We start from the raw sequence: 5,884 nt of genomic DNA, 5'->3' as shown, positions 1-5,884 counted from the left end.
GCCATGTTGGATACCTCCTTCCGTTGGTTTTGAAAAGTGTTCGTTTTGGTGGTTTTGCGCCCCTGTATCACCGCCCGGCCTCCCATGAGGGAAAGGATATAGGTGGCCTCGCTTGCGCCGCCCAAAGGCGAAAAAACAGGGGATTTTCCACCCTAAAACGCACACTGGATTTAGGGGTAGAAAAAGGGCGGCTGCTTCAAAACAGCCGCCCTAATGTGGGGGGATATACAAGATATTTTTCTGTTCGGATGCCCGAAAACCATTGATATTACTGGGTTTTTCAAAAAGTTCTGTATCGCCACTCGTACCAAAAAAAGATCTCATCCTAAAGGATGAGATCTTTTTTTTCATCTTTGCGAGTGGTGGGCTTGAAGGGCACGGTAGTGAATGACGTGCCAGTGGCACGTCAGAGCCGTGGCTGACCGAGCCGCTCGGCGGCGAGACCAAGTCCCGCCACTCCGACCAAAAATCGACAAGTCCTGTTAGGGGCTTGTCGATTTTTACTTATTCCATCTTCACTCTTCACTTTTCACTTTCTTCGATGGAGTCGATTTTTGGAAGTGAATAGAGAATAGTGAATAGTGAAGAAGTGAAAAAGGGGCGATGCGATGTCCAGTCCGTTGATGGAGAAATCCAAAGCCTTTGCATTGGAAATTATCAGAGTATGTAATTTTATCAAAGCCAATAAGAAAGAATCTGTGTTGACCAATCAACTAATTCGTTCAGGCACAAGTATAGGAGCCAATATTCGGGAGGCTTTCTACGCTCACGGAAGAGCAGATTTTATCGCCAAGCTTCAAATTGCGTTAAAAGAATGTTCCGAGAGTGAATATTGGCTGGAGCTGCTGATTGAAAGCGGATATTATCATGAAAGTGAAATCCTGGAGCGATGTATCGAACTGAAAAAACTTTTGGCCGCTTCCTTAAATACTGCAAAAAGAAATGCACACTAAACGTACCAGTCATGTTGTAAGTTTGTTAAAAAAGAACCTCCCTGTTAGAAGGAGGTCCTTTTCTTCCCTCAAATACCCATTTCCCAAAAACAACCCCCGACCTCCCTTCCATGCGGAAGAGAGGTCGGGGGTTGTTTTGAGAAAGGAAAAAATAAAGAAAAAGAAGAAGATGTCGTTTTAGAAAATAGCCTGTACCTGTGGGCCGATCAGACGCTGGAAGGTGCGCGCCAGAAAACCGACCAGCAGCGCCGAGATAAAGGTGCCTTCCCGCACGCCTGCCAGCTCCTGATACATCACCAGTCCCAGTACTGCGGCAACCAATGCCATCGTCATGTCCACAGCCACCTTGCTTTTGCCAAAATCGGTGTGCAGAGTGGAGGAGATCGCCTGAACGGTGCATTCGCCTGGCAGCATGACTACGTTGGCTGCCATCTCCATGAATACACCTACTCCCAGAACCACGCAGCCGATCAACAGCGATACCAGCTGCCACAGATAGCCCTGCGGATTGAGAAAGTCGAGCATTCCCATGGTCAGGTCAATAAAGCAGGAAAAGCCCAGTGAGACCGGAATCTGCAGCCAGTATTCCTTTGGAAAGCGGGAGCGCAGGATTACCAGCTGTAAACAGATCAGCAGCAGGCTGTAAAACAGGGCGAACATGCCCAGCGACGGCGCAAAGCCGATGCTCAGCGTATAGGGAATGCTGGAAATGGGAGAGGTTCCCATCTCCGCCTTGATAATCAAACTGATGCCAAGCGAGTTGACGAACAATCCCGCTACAAAGAAAAGATAACGTTTTGCCAGTTCTTGTTTGCTCATTGCAGTACCTCCAAATCACACATTTTGCCGCACAGGGACAGCAATAGTTCGCTCAGCTGCTTTCGCTGTTCCTCACTGAGGTCGCTCAGCAGCTCCTCCTCCTGCTGTACCAGGGTGCGGTGTACCTCCCGCTGCTTTTCCCAGCCCAGCTCGGTCAGGTAGACGTGCAGCGAACGCCGGTCGCCGTTTTCGCTCCGCCGTTCGATCAGTCCTTTTTCCTCCATGCGGCTCAGCAGTCCGCTCAACGTCGCTGGGTCGATCTGGCAGCCCGCTGCGATCCGTTTCTGGACGCTGCCGTCGTGCAGCCCCAAAAAGTCCAGTACCTTTGGCTGTCCGACAGTCAATCCCGTGCCGCTTAATGCGGTCATGACTTTGCGCTGAAATAATCCCTGACAGGCTGTCAGCAGGTAGTGAAAGCTCTGGTCCATCCAAACACCTCATTTTATTTAAGTTAAAACACAAATAATTAGTATACAAATAATATTAGGGAAAAATCGCCAAGTTGTCAATCGGGACAAGGGAATTTTTCCTATTTCCCTGAAATGGCACAGAATGATTCGTTGTAAATGGTGCAGTCTGAACAAAGCTGTTGTGCCATAAAACCGATTGCAGAGCAGGGATAAGTGTGCTATCCTAAAGATAGTATCAACTTTGTCGGAGAGGTGGCGAGGGCATGGACTGGATGGAAGAAGTCTGCCAGCATAAAAAGAGGAAGAATCAGATTTTGTTTTCCAAGGACAGTACTATCTTGTGTGAATTGTCGATGCTGATACAGGGACAGCAGCGGCGGGCAATGGTGCTGTGGGCGCTCGAACAGGCGCGGCGGGTAGCGGAGGAGCTTGCTCTTCGCTATCCGCAGGAGCAGCGCCCGATGCAGGCGGTGGAACTGTCCACTCTGTGGGCACAAGGCAAGGTGAAGATGCCGCAGGCCAAGCAGGCGATTTTGCAGGCACACGCCGTGGCGAAGGAGCTGAGCGACCCTGCGGACATCGCGCTGTGTCATGCGGTAGGACAGGGATGCGGGACGGTTCATACGGTGGGTCATGCGCTAGGATTGCCGATGTATGAACTGACCGCACTGGTCGACCGCTATGGATTGGAGGAGTGCCGTGTGCCGGTCGAACAGCGGGCAGCGCAGTATCTGGATCGGCTGCTCTACTGGCAGCAGCATTGGCAGGAGGAAGAACGGGAATGGGCGGCATTTTTGTGCCGGTAAAATAAGGAGGAAAGAGCATGCGGACAAAAGGAGCAGGATGTTTTGCACTGCTTTTGGCAGCGATGATGGTATTAGGCGGATGCAGCAGTCAGAGAAATGAGCATTGGAATGTAGCACCCGAGCAGCCGCCGGAGACAGAGCTGGAAGAAGCGGACTGTCAGCAAGGTGTGGAGACAGAAGAAGCGGATCTTCCAGAGGAGGAAGCAGAGCCCACCACCATCACCTTCCCAGCCTATCAGGAGGGCAAAAACGGGGATAACGCCGATATTTATGCCACCGAGCCGTTTTCGGTGCAGATGCAGCTGCCTCAGGGCTGGACGGTGGAGAAGCCCAGTGAGCAGCAGATCGACACGACCATCCCGCTGTTTAACCAGCTGCTTCTTGTAAAGGACGGGCAGCAGATGGCGACCATCGGTTTTAATATCTACGAGGATGCCGAGGGAGTGCCAGCGGAACAGTACTATCAGGTGGTCTATGCGGGTATCCGGTTGGGTAGCATCTATTTTTGGAACCTTGACCCGTATCAGCCGCTGATCAGCTGGGAAAACGGAGAAACTGCCCTTGCAACCGTCTGCTATCAGAATCAAGAGGAGCTGGCAGAGGGAACATCGGCGGCAGGAGCAGAGAGTATCGAGGTGCCTGGCATCGTTTCCTACGACAAAGAGCGCAAGGCTTACATCGGCATCCAGTTTGCCGAAGGAACCGAGCAGGCATTGGCAGAACAGATCGCCGAAAGTATTGTCTGGAAGGACTTATAGTGGCAGTTTGAGAACCAATCGAAAAGAGGACGGGGGATTCCCCGTCCTCTTTTTTCGCATAAAAGCGTATATCATGTATAACAATGAGGAAGGAAGCATCCGACCTCTTTTGGGATGCAGGGAGAGGTGTGTAAAATCTGCGCAAAGGATGTGAAAAATCGAGAAAAACAAAGGATAGAGATAGTTTCACCGTAAAAAAAGCGGGCAGATGCAAAAAATGATGAAAAATGATGATTTTTTCGGAAAAATCACGAATCTTATTGACTTCCTGTCGGATTGTGGTTATAGTGTATATGATATTTTAATAAATTGTGAAAATGTCAATAGATTCTCTGAGATTCAGGACAGTGTCTGACAGCATATGGCAGCCACTGGGGAGCGATTTGGGAAAAGGGGGATTTTGAGCAGATGAAAGAAAATATTTTGATCAGCCTGAAAAATGTGGTGGTGGAATTTGACGGTCAGCGGGTGCTCAAGGGCATCAATCTGGACATCCACGACGAGGAGTTTGTCACCTTCCTCGGCCCATCGGGCTGCGGCAAGACAACCACTCTGCGCATTATCGGCGGCTTTGTCGAGCCAAACGAGGGAGATATCTTCTTCGACGGCAAAAAGATCAACGGCGTGCCGCCGTACAAACGCAACGTCAACACGGTGTTCCAGCGTTACGCGCTGTTCCCGCATTTGAACGTTTTTGATAACGTGGCGTTTGGACTGAACATCAAAAAGATGGACAAAAAGCAGATCACCCAGAAGGTGCGCGAGATGCTCAAGATGGTGGGTCTGGTCGGCTTTGAGAACCGCAATATCAACCAGCTTTCCGGCGGTCAGCAGCAGCGTGTAGCGATTGCCCGCGCGCTGGTCAACGAGCCGAAGGTGCTGCTGCTCGACGAGCCGCTGGGCGCACTCGACCTGAAACTGAGAAAAGAGATGCAGACCGAGCTGATGCGCATCCAGAAATCGCTGAAGATCACCTTTATCTACGTCACCCACGACCAGGAGGAGGCACTGACCATGTCCGACCGCGTGGTGGTCATGAAGGATGGCGAGATTCAGCAGATCGGTACGCCGCAGGACATCTACAACGAGCCGAAGAACGCTTTCGTTGCGGACTTCATCGGTGAGAGCAACATCATCGACGGCGTTATGTACGAGGACTTCGAGGTCGAGTTTGCCGGACAGGCATTTAAGTGCGTGGACAAGGGCTTTGCCGAAAACGAGCGCGTCGACGTCGTTATCCGTCCTGAGGACATCATCGTCGGCGACTACGAAACCTCTCCGATCAGCGGTGAGGTCGAGTCGGTCATCTTCAAGGGCGTTCATTATGAGATCACCGTCGATGCACATGGCTATAAGTGGCTGATTCACTCCACCCAGAGCCAGCCGGTCGGCGCCCATATCGGCATGAATGTCCGTCCCGAGGACATCCACATCATGAAGAAGATGGAGGTGTAATCGGATGAAAAAACGCTCCGAAACCAAAAACGGAGGTTGGTCCACACTGCCCAGCATTCCCTATGTGCTGTGGATGGCGGCATTCATCGTCATCCCGCTGGGAATGGTGGTCTATTTTGCGCTGACCAACTCCGATGGCCAGTTTACACTGGAAAATATCGCCCGCGGCGGCGAGTACATGAGTGTGCTGCTGCGCTCCATCAAGCTGGCAGCCATTGCAACGGTGCTGTGTGTGCTGATTGCCTATCCGCTTGCCTACATTCTGTCCAGAAAACAGGGCTTCCAGAAGCAGACTCTGTTTATCATGGTCATGCTGCCGATGTGGATGAACTTTCTGCTGCGCACCTATGCATGGATGACCATTCTGGAAAATAACGGCCTTATCAATAAGTTCTTAGGGCTGTTTGGCATCGGCCCGCTGCAGATGATCAACACCCAGGGTGCAGTCATTCTGGGCATGGTCTATAACTATATTCCGTTTATGATTCTGCCGATCTACACCACCATGTGCAAAATCGGCAACGATGTCATCGAAGCTGCACAGGACCTGGGCGGCAATCCCTTCCAGGTGATGGCGCGGGTGGTCATTCCGCTGAGCCTTCCAGGCGTCAGCACCGGCATCACCATGGTGTTTGTGCCGGCCATCTCCACCTTTATCATCTCCAAGATGCTCGGCGGCGGTA

The 5,884-nt window shown here is 51.4% G+C and carries 8 protein-coding genes; 6 read left to right on the top strand and 2 right to left on the bottom strand.

What is annotated here, in order from left to right:
• Both Q0L39_RS10205 and Q0L39_RS10200 read left to right on the top strand, forming a co-directional pair.
• Positions 1-266: hypothetical protein (locus Q0L39_RS10205; protein WP_296628904.1), on the top strand; the 266-nt coding region annotated here is incomplete at its 5' end.
• 342 nt (positions 267-608) lie between these two features.
• The gene (locus Q0L39_RS10200) at positions 609-953 is read left to right on the top strand and encodes a four helix bundle protein (RefSeq protein WP_296628902.1); all 345 of its coding nucleotides are present in this window, start codon (positions 609-611) and stop codon (positions 951-953) included.
• 177 nt (positions 954-1,130) lie between these two features.
• Here Q0L39_RS10200 and Q0L39_RS10195 read toward each other — a convergent pair whose 3' ends face one another.
• Together Q0L39_RS10195 and Q0L39_RS10190 are read right to left on the bottom strand one after the other, a co-directional pair.
• A complete protein-coding gene (locus tag Q0L39_RS10195) occupies positions 1,131-1,772 on the bottom strand; it encodes a DUF6198 family protein (protein WP_296628900.1) in 642 nt (213 codons plus the stop codon).
• Positions 1,769-2,200: a MarR family transcriptional regulator gene (locus Q0L39_RS10190; RefSeq protein WP_296628897.1), complete on the bottom strand. Its 432-nt coding sequence runs from the start codon at positions 2,198-2,200 to the stop codon at positions 1,769-1,771. The genes Q0L39_RS10195 and Q0L39_RS10190 overlap by 4 nt, the downstream gene beginning before the upstream one ends.
• A gap of 245 nt (positions 2,201-2,445) precedes the next feature.
• On the opposite strand from Q0L39_RS10190, the gene Q0L39_RS10185 reads away from it, so the two are divergent.
• The 4 genes from Q0L39_RS10185 to Q0L39_RS10170 form a co-directional block, all read left to right on the top strand.
• A complete protein-coding gene (locus tag Q0L39_RS10185) occupies positions 2,446-2,988 on the top strand; it encodes a putative immunity protein (protein WP_296628895.1) in 543 nt (180 codons plus the stop codon).
• Positions 2,989-3,005: 17 nt separating this feature from the next.
• Entirely contained in the window at positions 3,006-3,746 is a 741-nt protein-coding gene (locus Q0L39_RS10180; protein WP_296628894.1) for a hypothetical protein, read from the top strand.
• A gap of 408 nt (positions 3,747-4,154) precedes the next feature.
• Positions 4,155-5,201, top strand: coding sequence for a spermidine/putrescine ABC transporter ATP-binding protein (gene potA / locus Q0L39_RS10175; RefSeq protein WP_296628893.1), 1,047 nt, complete (start codon positions 4,155-4,157; stop codon positions 5,199-5,201).
• A 4-nt stretch (positions 5,202-5,205) separates the two neighbouring features.
• A partial coding sequence (locus Q0L39_RS10170; protein WP_296628892.1) for an ABC transporter permease occupies positions 5,206-5,884 on the top strand: 679 nt, incomplete at its 3' end.

It is taken from the genome of uncultured Negativibacillus sp., assembly GCF_944388365.1.
Lineage (GTDB): Bacteria > Bacillota > Clostridia > Oscillospirales > Ruminococcaceae > Negativibacillus.
The sequence above is the reverse complement of the archived record's forward strand: the minus strand, read 5'-3'. Positions and strand labels throughout refer to the sequence as shown.